Source organism: Nocardioides terrigena, assembly GCF_003047265.1.
In the GTDB taxonomy this organism is placed as follows: Bacteria; Actinomycetota; Actinomycetes; order Propionibacteriales; family Nocardioidaceae; genus Nocardioides; species Nocardioides terrigena.
The window spans coordinates 258,979-275,358 of the sequence record NZ_PZYY01000004.1; the positions used below are offsets into that span (position 1 = coordinate 258,979).

14 protein-coding genes are annotated in these 16,380 nt (G+C 72.0%); 7 read left to right on the top strand and 7 right to left on the bottom strand.

Going from position 1 to position 16,380, the window contains the following annotated elements; genetic code table 11:
* Positions 1-13: 13 nt before the first annotated feature.
* Positions 14-2,407, bottom strand: coding sequence for a replicative DNA helicase (gene dnaB, locus DAE25_RS10520; RefSeq protein ID WP_234410995.1), 2,394 nt, complete (start codon positions 2,405-2,407; stop codon positions 14-16).
* 742 nt (positions 2,408-3,149) lie between these two features.
* On the opposite strand from dnaB, the gene DAE25_RS10525 reads away from it, so the two are divergent.
* Together DAE25_RS10525 and DAE25_RS10530 are read left to right on the top strand one after the other, a co-directional pair.
* Positions 3,150-4,475 carry an MATE family efflux transporter gene (locus tag DAE25_RS10525; protein WP_234410966.1) on the top strand — a complete coding sequence of 442 codons (1,326 nt, stop codon included), beginning with the start codon at positions 3,150-3,152 and terminating at the stop codon, positions 4,473-4,475.
* Positions 4,472-5,023 (top strand): hypothetical protein, encoded by a 552-nt coding sequence (locus DAE25_RS10530; RefSeq protein WP_107766158.1) that lies wholly within the window; start codon positions 4,472-4,474, stop codon positions 5,021-5,023. The genes DAE25_RS10525 and DAE25_RS10530 overlap by 4 nt, the downstream gene beginning before the upstream one ends.
* A gap of 248 nt (positions 5,024-5,271) precedes the next feature.
* On the opposite strand, the gene rplI is transcribed toward DAE25_RS10530, so the two are convergent.
* The 4 genes from rplI to rpsF form a co-directional block, all read right to left on the bottom strand.
* Entirely contained in the window at positions 5,272-5,718 is a 447-nt protein-coding gene (gene rplI, locus DAE25_RS10535; protein ID WP_107766159.1) for a 50S ribosomal protein L9, read from the bottom strand.
* A 17-nt stretch (positions 5,719-5,735) separates the two neighbouring features.
* On the bottom strand, positions 5,736-5,972 hold the full coding sequence (gene rpsR, locus DAE25_RS10540) for a 30S ribosomal protein S18 (RefSeq protein ID WP_017933521.1): 237 nt from the start codon (positions 5,970-5,972) through the stop codon (positions 5,736-5,738).
* 95 nt (positions 5,973-6,067) lie between these two features.
* Entirely contained in the window at positions 6,068-6,709 is a 642-nt protein-coding gene (locus DAE25_RS10545) for a single-stranded DNA-binding protein (RefSeq protein ID WP_107766160.1), read from the bottom strand.
* 87 nt (positions 6,710-6,796) lie between these two features.
* Entirely contained in the window at positions 6,797-7,087 is a 291-nt protein-coding gene (gene rpsF / locus DAE25_RS10550; RefSeq protein ID WP_056887966.1) for a 30S ribosomal protein S6, read from the bottom strand.
* 183 nt (positions 7,088-7,270) lie between these two features.
* On the opposite strand from rpsF, the gene DAE25_RS10555 reads away from it, so the two are divergent.
* The 5 genes from DAE25_RS10555 (at position 7,271) to DAE25_RS10575 (ending at position 12,592) form a co-directional block, all read left to right on the top strand.
* Positions 7,271-8,263 (top strand): serine/threonine-protein kinase, encoded by a 993-nt coding sequence (locus tag DAE25_RS10555; RefSeq protein ID WP_234410967.1) that lies wholly within the window; start codon positions 7,271-7,273, stop codon positions 8,261-8,263.
* Between the two features lie 54 nt (positions 8,264-8,317).
* Positions 8,318-9,115, top strand: a complete 798-nt coding sequence (locus DAE25_RS10560; protein WP_107766161.1) for a deoxyribonuclease IV — start codon at positions 8,318-8,320, stop codon at positions 9,113-9,115.
* Positions 9,112-10,215 carry a galactokinase gene (galK, locus tag DAE25_RS10565; RefSeq protein WP_107766162.1) on the top strand — a complete coding sequence of 368 codons (1,104 nt, stop codon included), beginning with the start codon at positions 9,112-9,114 and terminating at the stop codon, positions 10,213-10,215. Before DAE25_RS10560 ends, galK begins: the two co-directional genes overlap by 4 nt.
* A 155-nt stretch (positions 10,216-10,370) precedes the next feature.
* Positions 10,371-11,513: a lipid II:glycine glycyltransferase FemX gene (locus DAE25_RS10570; protein WP_107766163.1), complete on the top strand. Its 1,143-nt coding sequence runs from the start codon at positions 10,371-10,373 to the stop codon at positions 11,511-11,513.
* Entirely contained in the window at positions 11,510-12,592 is a 1,083-nt protein-coding gene (locus DAE25_RS10575; RefSeq protein WP_107766164.1) for an alanine racemase, read from the top strand. Before DAE25_RS10570 ends, DAE25_RS10575 begins: the two co-directional genes overlap by 4 nt.
* Here the strand turns inward: DAE25_RS10575 and DAE25_RS10580 are convergent.
* Positions 12,503-13,930, bottom strand: coding sequence for a glycosyltransferase 87 family protein (locus DAE25_RS10580; protein WP_107766165.1), 1,428 nt, complete (start codon positions 13,928-13,930; stop codon positions 12,503-12,505). The two genes, DAE25_RS10575 and DAE25_RS10580, sit on opposite strands and share 90 nt — an antisense overlap.
* 28 nt (positions 13,931-13,958) lie before the next feature.
* Positions 13,959-16,301, bottom strand: coding sequence for a transglycosylase domain-containing protein (locus tag DAE25_RS10585; protein WP_107766166.1), 2,343 nt, complete (start codon positions 16,299-16,301; stop codon positions 13,959-13,961).
* Between the last annotated feature and the right edge of the window lie 79 nt (positions 16,302-16,380).

The following is a 16,380-nucleotide window of genomic DNA, read 5'->3' on the forward strand; positions in this document are numbered from 1 at the left end:
CGGGCGGGCCTCGTCAGTGCGCCATGTCGACGAACCGCGAGTAATGGCCCTGGAAGGCCACGGTCAGGTCCCTGGTGGGGCCGTTGCGGTGCTTGGCCACGATCAGGTCGGCCTCGCCGGGGCGCGTCGACTCCTTCTCGTAGACGTCGTCGCGGTGGAGCAGGATCACCATGTCGGCGTCCTGCTCGAGCGACCCGGACTCACGGAGGTCACTCATCATCGGGCGCTTGTCGCCCCGCTGCTCGGGACCACGGTTGAGCTGGGAGAGCGCGATGATCGGCAGCTCGAGCTCCTTGGCGAGGAGCTTGATCTGCCGGGAGAACTCCGAGACCTCGAGCTGGCGGGACTCGACCTTCTTGCCCGAGCTCATCAGCTGCATGTAGTCGATGACGATGAGCTTGAGGTCGTGGCGCTGCTTGAGCCGTCGCGCCTTGGCCCGGATCTCCATCATCGTCATGTTGGGTGAGTCGTCGATGAACATCGGCGCCCCGGAGACCTGGCCCATCTTGCGGGCCAGCGCGTCCCAGTCCTGATCACCCATCTGGCCGTTGCGGATGTGGTTGAGCGGCACCTTCGCCTCGGCGGAGAGGAGTCGCATCATGATCTCGGAGCGCGTCATCTCGAGGCTGAAGAAGCAGCTGGTGAGGTTGTTGTGGATCGACGCCGCCCGGCAGAAGTCGAGGGCCAGGGTGGAGTTGTGCGTCGGGATCATCGACTCACCGGCGAGATAGAGGTGGTCCTCGTTGTCGACCTGCACGCACCTGACGGGCACCGAGGGCACCGGTGTGACGCTCGTGATGTAGCGCCTGCCGATGCGGCTCGTGCTCGTCGGACGCTCCTCCTTGTGCAGGAGGTGCTTGCGCTCCAGCCGGAACACGTCGTCCGTGGTCGAGAAGTTGAGGATGTAGCACGTCGAGGAGGCCTCGCTGCGCCCTTGGACGCGCTTGGTCCGGCGGCCACAGCGGTAACCCAGGCTGACGACGAGCTCGTACACGTCCTGGGCCAGCCGCTCATTGGTGACCGCGAACTGGCAGCTGCCGACCCCGCGTACGACCGTGCCGTCTGTGTCCATGAGACCGGCCAGCAGGGCACGGCGCGACGTCTCGCTCGCCCGGAGGTAGGAGGTCGGGATGTGCTTGTCACCCAGCACGCGCAGGCGGCGGAGCTGTGCCGTGAACGAGTGCTCGGCGTGACAACCGGCGCACCGTCGGGCGCCGGAGCACGTACCACCACAGTCCACGCAGATCCCCCGCGTGGCCCCGAGCGCATCGTCCTCGTGCAGGCGGATGGAGTAGAGCATGTCCCCCTGGGTCTGCACTCGATAGCCAGCACCCTCGATGTACATCGGGATCTCGTCGGTCTCGCAGGTGATCCGGTTGCCGGCGCTGTGTCCGTCGCCGAGCCAGGCGCCCAGGACGTAGGGATCGATCAGGAGGTCCTGGACCCCACCCTCGAGGGGCGCCGCGTTGAGCACGGCGTGGTTGGCCCGCTGCTCCTTGCCGAGCCGGACGGTCGACGCGATCTGCTCGGTGGTGACCACCGACGCGTGCACCCGCTGGTGGCGCGCGCGGTTGTAGTGGTGGTCAGCCGCCCACTTCGACTTGCGTGCGGCGCGCGTCTCGGTGAGCCACTGGTGCTCGGCGTCCGCCACGATCGACGAGCCGTCGGAGAACCGCACCTCGTAGCAGGGCCGGTCCTCCATGACCTCGGTCGCCGCGACCACACGAGTGGGCTGACCCTCGGCGTCGTACAGGAGGTCCCCGACGGCGACCTCGCCCATCGTCGTCCAGCCGTCCGGGGTCGCGAGAGGCGTGTCGAGGGCGAGCGCCTTGCCCATGGCGGGACGCGCCGCGACGATGATCATCTGACCGGAGTGGAGACCGTTGGTCAGGTCGTCGAGGTCCGCGAAGCCGGTGGGCACGCCGTACAGGCCGGCCTCGCGGTTGCCGATCGCCTCGATCTCGTCGAGGACGGGGTTCATGATGTCCGACAGCGGCGCGTAGTCCTCGGCCGAACGGCGGTCGGTGATCTTGTAGACCTCGGCCTGCGCCTGGTCGACCACGTCGTCGACGGCCCCCTCGCCGGCGTAGCCGATCTGCACGATCTTGGTGCCGGCCTCGACGAGCCGTCGCAGGATCGCCTTCTCCCGGACGATCTCGGCGTAGTAGGCCGCGTTGGCCGCGATCGGCACGTTGGCCGAGAGGGTGTGGAGGTAGGGCGCGCCACCGATGTTGGAGAGCTCACCGCGGCGCTGGAGCTCGGCGGCCACGGTGATCGGGTCGGCCGGCTCGCTGCGGCCGTAGAGGTCGATGATCGCGTCGTGGATCTTCTCGTGCGCGGGACGGTAGAAGTCGACCCCGCGCAGGGTCTCGGTGACGTTGGCGATCTCGTCCTTGGAGATGAGCATCGACCCGAGCACGGACTGCTCGGCCGCGTTGTCCTGGGGCGGGGTGCGGTCGCCGGGCTGACGGGGCGCGTTGCCGGGCTCGTAGGCAGCCGGCCCGTCGCCCCAGTCGTACTCGGGGTCGCGGGGTCCACTGTCGTGCCCCAGGTCCTGGCCCGCGATGCTCACCGGTCCCACTCCTCATTCCTGGCCGCTCTGCGCCCGTGGCCACTGCCGGATCCGACCCCGCTGTCCGCCGTGGCCGACCCTAGGGACGACCACCGACACCGCTCGACACCGGTCCCGGCGACCGGTCCGGTGCCGGACCGATCGTGGTGCGTCGTCCGGTTGCCCGGGTCCCGCACCGCGCGACGGTACGACGCCCGCGACCCGCCCGGCCACTCCGCGACGCCGAGTTATCCACAGGCGCTGGGGATAACCGGCGCAGGCCCGTGGACGACACGCACGATGTTGTGCACCAGCTGGGGACGAGCCTGTGGATACTGGTCGATCTTGACTACACCGCAGGACTCTGACCTGCGCAAACGTGATGTGACGGCTGTGGACGTGAAGTTCTTTACCGAACCGGCCGTCCACCTTCTCGACATGTGGGAGTCGCCGGTCGGTTTGTCGACATGCAGCACGTCACCGACATTTCCCACAGGTCCGACCGGGTTGTACACAGGTAGTCACTTAGGGCCATCCGAACTTTCACTTGCGTCACATGTCATGGTCATCAGCCCCTTCTGGTCGTTACGCTCCGCAGGTGAACACGACCGACCGCGAGATCCTCAGGCTGGCCGTCCCCGCGTTCCTGGCCCTGGTCGCCGAGCCCCTCTTCCTGCTCACCGACGCGGCGGTCGTCGGGCACCTCGGCACGGCGCCGCTCGCGGGTCTCGGGATCGCGGGCGTCGTCCTCCAGACCATCGTCGGCCTGTGCGTCTTCCTCGCCTACGGCACCACCGCCAGCGTCGCGCGCCACCTCGGCGCCGGCGACCTGCGCGGCGCCCTCGCCCAGGGCATCGACGGTTGCTGGCTCGCCGTGCTCATCGGCGGGGCAGCGACGGCGGTCGGGTTCGTCCTGGCAGAGCCCCTGGTCGGGCTGTTCGGCGCGGGCGACGCGGTGAGCGAGCAGGCCACGACGTACCTCCGCATCGCGATCTGGGGCACCACCCCGCTGCTGCTCATGCTCGCCACGACCGGCGTGCTGCGCGGACTGCAGGACACCCGCACCCCGCTGTGGGTCGCCATCGGCGGCAACGTCGCCAACATCGTCCTCAACGTCACGCTCGTCTACGGCCTCGACCTGGGCATCGCCGGCTCCGCGATCGGCTCGGTGCTCGCCCAGGTGGGCAGCGCGGTAGTGCTCGTCGCGGTCGTCGTGCGCGCCGCACGCCGTGAGGGGGCGCCGCTGTCGCCCGACCTCCCCGGGATCCGGGCCGCCGCCCACGCCGGCACCCCACTGGTGATGCGCACGCTCACCCTGCGCGCCTGCCTGCTCGTCGGCACGTACGCCGTGACCTTTGCCGGGACCGATCCCGAGACCGACCTGGCCACCCACCAGATCGCCATCACGCTCTGGACCTTCCTCGCCTTCACCCTCGACGCCCTGGCCATCGCCGCCCAGGCCATCACCGGCCGCGCCCTCGGCGCCGGGGACGTGGACGGCACCCGCCGTCTCACCCGCCGCCTGGTCCGGTGGGGCTGGGGTGGCGGCATCGTCACCGGGCTCCTGCTCGCACTGTGCGCGCCCTGGATCGGCGTGCTCTTCTCCCCCGACCCCGAGGTCCAGCGGCTCCTGGTCCCGGTGCTGCTCGTCGCCGCCCTCGGCCAGCCGATCGCCGGCGTGGTCTTCGTGCTCGACGGCGTGCTCATCGGCGCCGGCGACGGCCGCTACCTCGCGTGGGGCGGGTTGCTGGTGCTCGCCGCCTACGCCCCCGCCGCGCTGCTCGCCGCCGCCGGCCCTGGTGGGCTGGTGCCGGTCTGGCTGGCCATGGTCGTGGTCTTCATGGGCTCGAGGTACGTCGTCCTCACCCGTCGCGCCCGCGGCGACGCGTGGTTGGTGACCGGGGCGCTAGCCTCGCGCGCATGAAGCCCCTCCAGTCCGTCGCGATGGGGCTGCTGATCGTGGCGCTGACCGCACGCATCCAGGGGTACGACGCCCTCCCGGACTTCGTCGGCTGGGTCCTGGTCGTCCTCGGCGCCCGCCGCCTCGGGCTCTCCGACCTCCTCACCGGGCTGGTCGGCGCCGCCCTCGCCGTGTCGCTCGTCGTCTGGTGGCCCCCGGTCCAGGACGCGCTCGGTGAGCTGCACCCGTCGCTCTGGTGGGCCGCGACCCTGCCGCAGCTGGCGGCCTGCGCCCAGCTCTGCCGCGAGCTGGCGACCCGGTCCGCGGCGGCCGCGGACCGTCGGGCGACGGCGTGGCTGCGGACGGCGACGGTCCTCGTCGGGGTCTCCGCCGCGGCGCCCGTCATCGCCTTCTCCGCCGACTCGTCCGACGACGTCCTGGCCGCTGTCTACGCCGCGGCCGCGGGTGTGGTCCTGCTGCTCATCGTGCTGCTCTTCTCCTACGCCGCCCGCCCCTGGGCCTTGGCGGGCGACGCGGCGGACGCCGTCGCCCCGCGGACCGGCGGCTCGTGACCTGTCCCACCCGCTGCCGTCGTGCCAGTGATCACCGACCGCGGACACGATCCGACACTCACCCGCCGAGGCGGCTGAACGGCGTACTCACTGGCCGACCTTGACGGTTGCTGGCCGATGCGTCGGCCAGCAACCGCCACAGTCCCCGCTCCAGCGGGGACTCCGACACACCCGCCGCGACCCCGACGAAATGCAGCGCGGCCCGCCCCCCGGAGGGAGCGGGCCGTGCTGGCAGTGCTGTGTGTGCGTCAGGCGGGGATCACGTTGAGGGCGACCGTGGCCGACACCTCGTCGTGCAGCTTGACCGACACCTCGTGGGCGCCGAGCGCCTTGATGGGCTGGTCGACCACGATCGTGCGCCGGTCGACGGGCTCGCCGGACACCTCGGTGATCGCCTGGGCGATCTCCGCGGTGGTGACGGCGCCGAAGAGGCGGCCGCCGGCGCCGGAGCGGACCTTGACCGCGACCTGGGTGGCCTCGATCTTGGTCTTGATCTCCTTGGCGTGGTCGGCGTCGCGCGCGGCGCGAGCCGTGCGGGCCGTCTTGATCGACTCGATGGTCTTCTCGCCGCCGCGGGTCCAGCGGATGCCGAGGCCACGGGGAACGAGGTAGTTGCGGCCGTAGCCGTCCTTGACCTCGACCACGTCGCCGGGGGCGCCGAGTCCGTCGACCTCCTGGGTCAGGATGAGCTTCATGTGTTCTCTTCCCTTCCTCAGCGACCGGTGGACGTGTAGGGCAGCAGGGCGACCTCGCGGGCGTTCTTGACCGCGATGGCCACGTCACGCTGGTGCTGGACGCAGTTGCCGGTCACGCGACGCGCACGGATCTTGCCGCGGTCGGAGATGAACTTGCGGAGCAGGGTGGTGTCCTTGTAGTCGACACCGGTCGCCTTCTCCTTGCAGAACTGGCAAACCTTCTTCTTGGGCTTGCGAATCACTGCCTTGGCCATTGTGGTGCTTCCTTTCTAGAAGCCCGGACCAGGTTGGTTACTGGCCCGGAATGGTTGAGGGTGTTCGGGACTGGTTGGTGCTGTGTGTCAGAAGATCAGAAGGGGGGCTCTTCGGAGCCGCCCACGCCGGGAGCGCCCCAGGGGTCGTTGGCCGGCTGGCCACCGCCCTGGCCGCCCTGGCTGGAGCCGCCGCCGTAGCCGCCGCCGCCCTGCTGGCCGCCGAAGCCGCCACCGGACTGCGCGGGCTGTCCGCCGCCGAAGCCGCCGGCCTGTCCGCCACCCTGGGGGGCGGGCGTGGCCCACGGGTCGTCGCCGCCGGACGCGTTGCCGCCACCGCCACCACCGAAACCGCCGCCCCCGCCGGAGCCGGAGCGGGTGGTCTTGGAGATCTTGGCTGTCGCGTACTTGAGCGACGGACCGACCTCCTCGACCTCGATCTCGAAGACGGTGCGCTTCTCGCCCTCACGGGTCTCGTACTGACGCGACTTGAGACGCCCCTGAACGACGACACGCATGCCGCGCTGGAGGGACTCGGCAACGTTCTCCGCGGCCTGGCGCCAGACCGAGCAGGAGAGGAACAGCGCGTCGCCGTCCTTCCACTCGTTGCTCTGGCGGTCGAAGGTGCGCGGCGTCGACGCGATCCGGAAGTTGGCCACGGCCGCCCCCGAGGGGGTGAAGCGCAGCTCCGGATCGTCGACGAGGTTGCCGACGACGGTGATGACGGTCTCGCCTGCCATGTCAGGACTCCCTAATGATCACGATGTGAGGTCGGGGGCCATCGTTGCGGAGGCCACCGACATCGGAAAGGTTTTCCACAAACACGCTCAGAGCGTGGGGCGGAGGACCTTGGTGCGCAGGATCGACTCGTTCAGCGTGAGCTGGCGGTCGAACTCCTTGACGGTCGCAGGCTCGGCCTGCAGCGAGATGATCGCGTAGATGCCCTCGGCGTTCTTCTTGATCTCGTAGGCCAGGCGACGCCGGCCCCACACGTCGACCTTGTCGACAGATCCGCCGTCCTTGCGGATGACGTTGAGGTACTTGTCGAGGGACGGCTCGATGGTGCGCTCCTCGAGACTGGGGTCGAGGATCACCAACACTTCGTAGGCACGCGTCATGCGTGTCTACCTCCTTCGGACTCATGCGGCCACGGACGATCCGTGGCAGGAGGATGTGCCCCCAGCGGATAGGGAGCGACAGGAAAGGCTAACAGCGCCCGGCCACCCCCGCGGAATCCGTGCGGGGCGGGGCCTGTGGATGACCGGCGGCACCGATCGGCGTACGTCGCTAGCGTCGTCCTCGTGCGTCCCCCAGCCCACGCAGCGCGCCGGCAGGCGCCACCCCGGACGGCCCTCCCGCCGGTCGCCGGTCGCTACGTCCTGCTCGACCAGGTCGGCGCCGGCGGGATGGGCTCGGTGTGGCGGGCACGGGACACCCGCACCGGTGCGCTGGTCGCCGTCAAGGTCCTCGGACAGCACTCCGCCGGCCTGCTCGCCCGCTTCGTGCGCGAGCAGGCGGTCCGGGTGCGGCACCCCCACGTGGTCGCCCCCACGGGCTGGGCCGCCGAGGACGACCTCGTCCTGCTCGCCATGGACCTCGTGCCCGGTGGCTCGGTCCAGCAGCTGCTCGACGAGCACGGCCCGCTCCCGGTGGGGTACGCCGCGCGGCTGGTCGAGCAGCTCCTCATGGCGCTCGCCGCCGTCCACGCGGCCGGGCTGGTGCACCGCGACGTCAAGCCCGCCAACCTGCTGCTCGACCCGACCGACACCGCCGACAGCACCGACGTCACGGGTGCCACCGGTGCCGGCGACGCCGCCACCCCGCACCTGCGGCTCGGCGACTTCGGCGTGGCCGCCCCCATCGCCGACCGCCGCTTCACCACCGTCCCGGGGGCGATCGGCACCGACGGCTACATGGCGCCCGAGCAGGCGCGGGGGGCGCCGCCCGACCCGTGCCAGGACCTCTACGCCGTCGGCCGGGTCGGCCTCCAGCTCCTCACCGGCCTGCCGCCGTCGCGCCAGGGGGAGATCGGGTCCAGCCGGCTGCGCCCGCTCCTCGAGCGCCTCCTCGTGGTCGACCCCGAGCAGCGACTGGCGTCCGCCGAGGCCGCCCTGCGCCTGCTGCGGCGCCTTGACATCCCCGCGGAGCCCGGCCCGGTCGTCGCCGACCGGTTGCCCCCGCTGCCCGCCGAGCGGCGTACCCCCGCCGTCGACTGGGCGGCCTGGGCCGCCGTCGTCGGCTGCCTGGTCGTGCTGGTCGCCTGCACGGTCGTGGCCACCGCGGCGCTCACCTGAGCGCCGGGCAAACGCCCGTGCCCGGTGTCCCCGGTCCGCACTAGCCTGACGCCCATGAGCATCCCCATCGGCGCGCACGTGGACCAGACCGACCCGATCGCCGAGGCGCAGGCCCGGCAGGCGCCGCTGGTGCAGTTCTTCCTCGGCGACCCGCAGGGCTACAAGGGCCCCGAGGTGCAGTACGCCGGGGGCGCGCAGGCGCTGCGCGAGGCCGCCGGGGAGGCGGGGGTCGACCTCTACGTCCACGCGCCGTACATCGTCAACGTCGCCACCACCAACAACCGGATCCGGATCCCGAGCCGCAAGCTGCTCCAGCAGCACGTCGACGCCGCGGCCGAGATCGGCGCCAAGGGCCTGATCGTGCACGGCGGGCACGTCAACAAGTCCGACGACCCGAGCATCGGGTTCGACAACTGGCGCAAGGCCGTCGAGGCGACCGACCTCAAGCTGCCGCTGCTCATCGAGAACACCGCCGGCGGCGACAACGCGATGACCCGCTACCTCGACCGCATCGCGGGGGTGTGGGACGCCATCAGTGGCACCGAGCAGGCCGACATGGTCGGCTTCTGCCTCGACACCTGCCACGCCCACGCCGGCGGCAACCCGCTCGAGACGGTGGTCGCGGACGTCCTGGCCATCACCGGACGGATCGACCTGGTGCACTGCAACGACAGCCGCGACGCCTTCGACTCCGGCGCCGACCGGCACGCCAACCTCGGGGCCGGTCACATCGACGCCGACCTGCTGGCCGCGGTGATCCGCGACGCCGGCGCCCCGGTCTGCCTCGAGACCCCCGGCGGGGCCGCCGAGCACACCGCCGACGCGGCCTGGCTGCGGGAGCGGGTCGCATGAGCGGGCAGGACACCGCCGGCGGCACCTGGTCGGCCCCCGGCCGGGTCAACCTCATCGGCGACCACACCGACTACAACGCCGGCTTCGCGCTGCCCTTCGCGCTGCCCCAGCGCACCACCGTCACCGCTCGGCCCCGCACCGACGGGCGGGTCACCGCGACGTCCGGCGACCTCGAGCCCGGCGACTTCCCGACCACCACGCAGCCGGGTGACGTGACCGGCTGGGCGGCGTACGTCGCGGGCATCGCCTGGGTCCTCGGCGAGCACCTCGGGACACCGGTCCCCGGTGCCGACCTGCAGATCGTCAGCGAGGTCCCGGTGGGCTCGGGGCTCTCCTCCTCCCACTCCCTCGAGTGCGCGGTCGCGCTGGCGCTGCTGGGCCTCGCCGGCGCGGAGGTCCCCCGCGAGGAGCTGGCCCTGCTCGTCCAGCGCGCCGAGAACGACTACGTCGGGGCACCCACCGGTCTCCTCGACCAGACCGCGATCCTGCGCTCGCAGGACGGACACCTCTCCTTCTTCGACGCCCGTGACCTCACCGTGGAGCCGGTGCCCTGCGACCTCGACGCCGCGGGCCTGACCCTGCTCGTCATCGACCCGCACGCGCCCCACCAGCTGGTCGACGGCGGCTACGCCTCGCGCCGCGAGGCCTGCGAGCGGGCCGCCCGCGAGCTGGGCGTCCCGACCCTGCGCGAGGTCGAGGACGTCGACGCCGCCCTGGCCTCGCTCACCGACGACGAGACCCGGCGCCGGGCGCGACACGTGCTCACCGAGAACCAGCGGGTCCTCGAGTGCGTGGCCCTGGCCCGCCGCGGCGACCTCGCCGGGATCGGCCCGCTCATGACCGCGTCACACGCCTCGATGCGCGACGACTTCGCCAACTCGGTGCCGGTCGTCGACCGCACGGTCGAGGCGGCCCTCGCGGGCGGTGCCCTCGGCGCGCGGATGACCGGTGGCGGCTTCGGCGGCGCCGTGGTCGCGCTGGTGCCCCGCGAGGCCGTCCCGGAGGTGCGCGCGGCCGTCACCGCGGCTGCCGCCGACGCCGGCCTGGAGGCTCCCGTCGTCCTCGACGTGAGGCCGTCCCGCGGCGCCGGTCGCGACTGATCCGCAGGCACTTTCGACGACACAAGGTAAAAAGTCGGCGAAACCGCGCAACCAAACCACCACCTGCCGCGTCTAGGTGGGTGAGCAGGGATCGGACAAGTACGGGGGTCTTGTCTGGTCCCTGTCACCATTTCAGCCCCTGTAGCCTCACCCGGGTGACGACGCCGACCCCCCTGACCGTTCGGGCCATCACGACCGCCGAGCACGCCGCGTACGTCGCCGCCCAGCCCAGCGCGAGCTTCCTGCAGACCCCCGGCTGGGCCCAGGTCAAGCCGGAGTGGCGCGCGGAGTCCCTCGGCTGGTTCGCCGGCGAGGAGCTGGTCGGCGCCGCGCTGGTGCTCTACCGCCAGCTCCCGCGGCTCAAGCGCTACCTCGCCTACCTCCCCGAGGGACCGGTCATCGACTGGACCACCGAGGACCTCGACTCCTGGCTCGCGCCGATGACCCGCCACCTGTCCCGGCAGGGCGCCTTCGGGGTCCGGATGGGCCCGCCCGTGGTCACCCGGCGCTGGAGCGCGGCGCAGGTCAAGGAGGGCATCGCCGACGAGTCCGTGCACCGGCTGACGGACGTGCCGCCGCTCGAGCGCAACCAGACCGGCGCCTGCGTCGTGTCCCAGCTCCACGAGCTCGGCTGGCGTCCCCAGGCCGTCGAGGGCGGCTTCGCGGCCGGCCAGCCGCAGTACAACTTCGTCATCCCGCTCGTCCACGACGACGGCACCCCGCGCACCGAGGACGAGGTCCTCGCCGGGATGAACCAGCTGTGGCGGCGCAACATCAAGAAGGCCGCCAAGCAGGGCGTCGTCGTCGAGCGCGGCACCCGCGCGGACCTCGAGGCCTTCCACGACCTCTACGTCCACACCGCCGAGCGCGACCACTTCACCCCGCGCGGCCTGCGCTACTTCGAGACGATGTACGACGCCCTGTCGGCCGAGGCGGACGGGCGCATCACCCTGTGGACCGCCCGCCACGAGGGAGACCTCGTCGCCAGCACGATCGCGATCCGCGTCGGCACCCACTCCTGGTACTCCTACGGCGCCAGCTCCACCGAGAAGCGCGACGTCCGCGGCTCCAACGCCATCCAGTGGGCGATGATCAGCGACGCCCTGGCCGCCGGCGCGGCCGTCTACGACCTGCGCGGCATCACCGACACCCTGGACGCCGACGACTCCCACGTGGGCCTCATCCAGTTCAAGGTCGGCACCGGCGGCGAGGCCGTCGAGTACGTCGGCGAGTGGGACCTCCCGCTCAACCGCCCGCTCTACAAGGCGTTCGACCTCTACATGGGGCGTCGCGGATGACGCTGCGACTCACCGTGGACGGCGAGCGCTGGCGCCGGCACCTGCTCGCCACCGCGACCGCCCACCCCGGCATCGTCCCGGTCTGCAAGGGCAACGGCTACGGATTCACCATCGGCCGACTGGCGCGCCGCGTGCAGTGGCTGCACGAGCACGCCGAGCAGACGGGCACCCCGGTCGACATGCTCGCGGTCGGCACCTACCGCGAGCTCGCCGAGGCGGCCACCCGCTACGACGGCGACCTGCTGGTGCTGACCCCGTGGCGCCCCGTCGGCGGCGCCGTCGAGGTGCCCGAGGCCCACGGCCACCGCGTGGTGCACACGATCAGCCGCCTCGAGGACCTGCGCGACCTCACCGACCGCGACCCGCGCGCCCGCTTCGTGCTCGAGCAGCTCACCTCCATGCGTCGCCACGGCATGACCCGGCGCGAGCTCGTCGAGGCCGGCCACCTGCTGGCCGAGCGGCGCCTCCCGGGACTCGAGGGCATGGCCCTGCACCTGCCCCTCAACACCTCCTCGCACCTCGGCGAGGTCACCCGGCTCATCAACGACATGGTCGCGGCCGGCATCGGCACCCGCACGGTCTTCGTCAGCCACCTGACCCGCGACGAGCTGACCACGCTCCGTGCGACGTACCCCGACTTCACCATCCGCCCGCGCGTCGGCACCGACCTCTGGCTCGGCGACCGGGGCGCGCTGCAGGTGAGCTCCACCGTCCTCGACGTGCACCCGATCGAGCGCGGCGAGGCCTTCGGCTACCGCGGCCGGTCCATGCCGAAGAGCGGCCACCTGCTCGTGGTCAGCGGCGGTACGGCGCACGGCATCGGGCTCGAGGCGCCCACCGGCGACCAGTCCATCCGCGCCCGCGCCGCCACCCTGGCCCGCGGTGGCATGGACGCGGTCGGCTTAGTGCGCTCGCCGTTCTCCATCGACGGCAAGCAGCGGCTCTTCGCCGAGCCCCCGCACATGCAGGCCTCGATGCTCTTCGTGCCGTCAGGCGCGCGCGTGCCCGCCGTCGGCGAGGACATCGACGTCCGGGTGCGCTTCACGGCGACCGACTTCGACAGCGTCGTCGTCACCTGAGCCGGCTGTCCGGGTCCGCAGCAGCACGGCCGTGACCAGCCACGCCAGGCCGAGCAGCCGGGCGAGCACGCCCCACCAGTAGGCCCGCGCGTCGCCGCCGCCGGCCGGGGCGAGCAGTCCTCCGAGGTACCACCCGAGCATCGCGAAGTGCAGCGCCTCGCCCGCCTGCCACACCAGGAGGTCGCGCCAGCGCGCCACGCCGAGCGCGGCCAGTGGCAGCAGGACCAGGGCGTACGACGGGGCCGACGCCGGGCTCACGACCAGCGTCCCGGCGACGGCCAGGGTCCCGAGGGCCGGGAGCGGGAGGCGGGTCCGCAGCCCCACCGCGGCGACCACGCCGAGCCAGGCCGCGACCAGCACCGCGGAGGCGGTGAGCACCGTGGCACGGGAGAGGTCGGTGTTGCCGGCCTGCTCGACCAGCAGCCACACCGAGCCGACGTCGGCGCCGTGCAGGTAGCCCTGCCACGACGTGCGCCAGGCCGTCGACGACGAGAGGTACGCCGGGGCGTTGGCGACCACCCAGGTCCCGAGGGCCACGGCGGCCACCCGCCACGCCTCGCGGCCGCGCCGCTCGCGCACGGCGACCACCACCAGCGGCACCAGCAGCACCGCGACCAGCGGTGAGGTGGCCGCGCCCAGCCCCAGCGCGGCACCGCCCACCCCGGGCCGGCGCCGGGCCCAGCCCCACAGCACACCCGCGACGGCGGCCGCCGCCAGCAGGTCCCAGGTGACCGGCCAGAGCAGGACCAGTACGGGCGCGGCCGCGAACGCCGCGGCGTCCCACGGGCGTCGACGGCGTACGCCGACGAGGAGGCCGGCGGCCAGCAGCCCGGCGGCCGCCAGCCAGATCGCGGTGACGGCGGTGAAGATCCGCGCCTCGCGGTGCACGTCCTCGTCGACCGCGACGTCCGCGACCGCCTCGCTGCGCCGGTCGTCGAGGTCGGGCGACCCGGAGACCACGTGGGTCACCCGGGCCGCGGCCCACGCGACGTACGCCGGGACCGGCGGGTGCCAGCCCGCGGCGTACCGCTCCCGGACGGCCGGGTCGTCGGTGAAGGGCCAGGCGAGCTCGGCGTGGCCGCGGTCGACGTACGCCTGCGAGACGTCGGACCAGCAGAGCGCGGCGTACCGGCCGGTGCCGCCCTCGCCGGCCACGTCGAGGCACGGCGCCTTGGCGACCATCCCCAGGGACAGCGAGAGCGTCGCGAGGAGCAGGACCACCCGCAGCGGGGTCCACCAGGGGTGCCGCCCCGCGTGGTCGCCCAGCGGGCCGCCGGCCACCTCGCTCAGCGAGCGGACGAGGGCGTCGTCGCGGCTCGGGTGGACCCGGTCCGTCATCGCGGGTCCCCGACCCGCGGCTCCGGAGTCACGGACGCCAGGTGGCCAGGCGTCGCCTCGTCGGCGAGGCGTACGTCGTCCGCCGGGGCGCCGCCGTCGGGGTCGCCGTCGGCGCGCTGGGGGGCGGGGCCGTCTCGGTCGGCGCCGGCGTGGTCGGGACGGGAGCCGTGGGGACGGGCGTGGTCGGGACCGGGGTGGTGGGCACCGGGGTCGGCGGCACCGTCTCGGTGGGCGTCTCCGTCGGGGTCTCCGTCGGGGACGGCTCCTCGGTCTGGATCGTCGGGGTCCGGTTCGGACGCCTGGTCGGCTGGGGCTGGGGCGGCGCGGTGGTGGTGGTCTCCGGCGGGACGAACGGCGTCTCGTAGCCCTCGGGGGTGTCGCCGTCGACGAACACCGGCTCCGGGAACTCCTCGACCTCCAGGCCCTCCATCACCGTCTGCATGATCGAGGTCCACGTCTTGGCGGGGTAGTTGCCGCCGAAGTAGCCGAGCTTGCCGTCAGAGCTGGTCGGCAGCCACTCGTCGAGGGCCTCGCGACCCTTGCCGCGCACGTACATCACCGCGGTCGACATCTGCGGGGTGTAGCCGACGAACCACGACGAGGACACCTCGCCGTCGTCGTTGGTGGCCGTGCCGGTCTTGCCGGCGGCCGGGCGGCCCAGCGCCAGCGCCTCGGTGCCGGACCCGCTCTGCACGACCTGCTGCAGGGCGTAGCTGACGTCGGCGGAGATGTCCTCGTCGACCGTCCGCTTGATCTCGGGCTCCGCGGAGTAGACCGTCTCGCCGTTGCGGTCGACGACCTTCTCCACGACGTGCACGTCGGCGCGCTCGCCGCCGCTCGCGAGGGTGGCGTAGGCGTTGGCCATGTTGATCGGGCTCACCTGGGCCGTGCCCAGGGTGACGCCGACGTTCTCCTGCATGTCGATGGAGCGGTTGGGGATGCCCCACGGGCCCGGCTTGTTGCCGGGGACGCCCATGTCCTCGAGGGCCTGGATGACCTTCGCCGGACCGTCGGGCATGGCGTCGACCATGTCGACGAAGGCGGTGTTGATGGAGTTCTCGGTGGCTTCCAGCATCGAGACGGCGGAGCCGTAGTCGGTGTCGCCCTGGTTCTCGAACTCGGTGCCCGCGATGTCGATCGGGCTGTTGCCCTCGAAGGTGTCGTTGAGGGAGAAGCCCTCGCGGATCGCGGCGACGTCGGTGCCCGCCTTGAACGTCGATCCGGCCATGCCCCCGGCGACCGCCCAGTTGATCTGGGATTCGAGGTAGTCCTGCCCGCCGTAGAAGCCACGCAGGGCTCCGGTGCCGACCTCGACGGTCGCGGCGCCGACGTGCAGCTGCTTGTCGAAGCCGGCGGGCCGCTGCTCCTCGACCCCCTGCTCGACGGCCTCCATGGCCTCGGGGGTGAAGGTGGTGGTGATCCGCAGGCCGCCGCCGTCGATCTGCTCCTCGGTGAAGTCGCCGGTGGCGAGCAGCTCGTCCTTGACCAGCGAGAGCATGTGGCCGCGCTGGCCGCCGTACTGGCTCTGCGCCGCGATCTCGGGGAACTTGGGCAGCCGCTTGGTGGCCTTCTCGGCCTGCTCGGCGGAGATCGCCTCGGTGTCGACCATCGCCTCGAGGACGTAGGTGTAGCGCTCCTTGAGGGCCTCGCGGGCCTCCTTGCCACCGTCGGGGTCGTAGCGCGACGGGTTGTTGAGGACGGTGGCGAGCACCGCGCTCTCGCGCAGGGTGAGCTGCGCGGCGTCCTTGTCGAAGAACGCCTGCGCCGCCGCCTGCACGCCGTACGCGCCGCGACCGAAGTAGATGGTGTTGAGGTAGCCCTCGAGGATCTCTTCCTTGCTCAGCTCGTTCTGGATCTTGAGCGAGACGACGGCTTCCTTGATCTTGCGCTGGTAGCTCTGCTCGCTGGTGAGGTAGAGGATCTTGACGTACTGCTGGGTGATCGTCGACGCGCCCTGGCGGTCGTTGCCACGGGCGTTGGAGAACGCGGCGCGCAGGATGCCCTTGGGGTCGATGCCCTGGTCGGTCCAGAAGGTCTGGTTCTCCGCGGCGACGACAGCGTCCTGCATCTGCTGCGGCATCTCCGAGAGCGGGATGGAGACGCGGTTCTGGTCGTCGTAGAAGGTGCCGAGCTCCTGCTTGCCGCCGCTGTAGTAGACGAACGTCGTCTGGGCCTTGAAGGCCTCGTTGGGCGCCGGGATCGCGATCGCCCGGTAGAGGACGAACGACGCCAGCGACCCGAGCAGCACGAGGACGAGTCCGACCACCAGCAGCGTCTTGAGGATGCGGCGGACCCGCTGGCCCGTCGTCTTCTTCGGCTTGGTGGGTCGGCGCTTGACCGCCGGACCGTCTGCTCTGCGCTTCGCACTCACGGCGGCAAGGGTACGGCCAGAGCGGTGGCAGGCCCTTGTCGTCGCGAACGCAGGGGTATCGCACGCCACAGACACGCAG